This window comes from Stenotrophomonas sp. SrG (assembly GCF_050031795.1).
Taxonomy (GTDB): Bacteria; Pseudomonadota; Gammaproteobacteria; order Xanthomonadales; family Xanthomonadaceae; genus Stenotrophomonas; species Stenotrophomonas rhizophila_A.
This window is the reverse complement of sequence record NZ_JBNBBE010000683.1, coordinates 1-248: the sequence shown is the minus strand read 5'-3', so window position 1 is coordinate 248 and position 248 is coordinate 1. Positions and strand designations below refer to the sequence as shown.

The window sequence follows — 248 nt, the reverse complement described above, 5'->3', positions numbered from 1 at the left end:
CCTGCTGCAGCGCCGGCAGCGGCGACGACCGGACGCCGGGCACGCTGCGCCACCAGTACCTCACCAGCACGATGAACGGTTCCAGGCTGCGCACGTGGTGCCACCACATGCGGGGAATGAAGATTGCATCGCCCGGTTCCAGAACGGCGGTCTGCGCGCTGGCCAGCGCGTCACGGAACCGGGGGTGGCGGTCGAAATACGGGCGGTCGAAAAAGACCAAGCAGTCCACCTGCCCGCCCCGGGTTGGT

At 68.5% G+C, this 248-nt stretch carries 1 protein-coding gene; it reads right to left on the bottom strand.

Annotated features, from left to right (window positions below; genetic code table 11):
- A partial coding sequence (locus tag ACQG3P_RS21310; RefSeq protein WP_426806165.1) for a cupin-like domain-containing protein occupies positions 1 to 248 on the bottom strand: 248 nt, incomplete at both ends.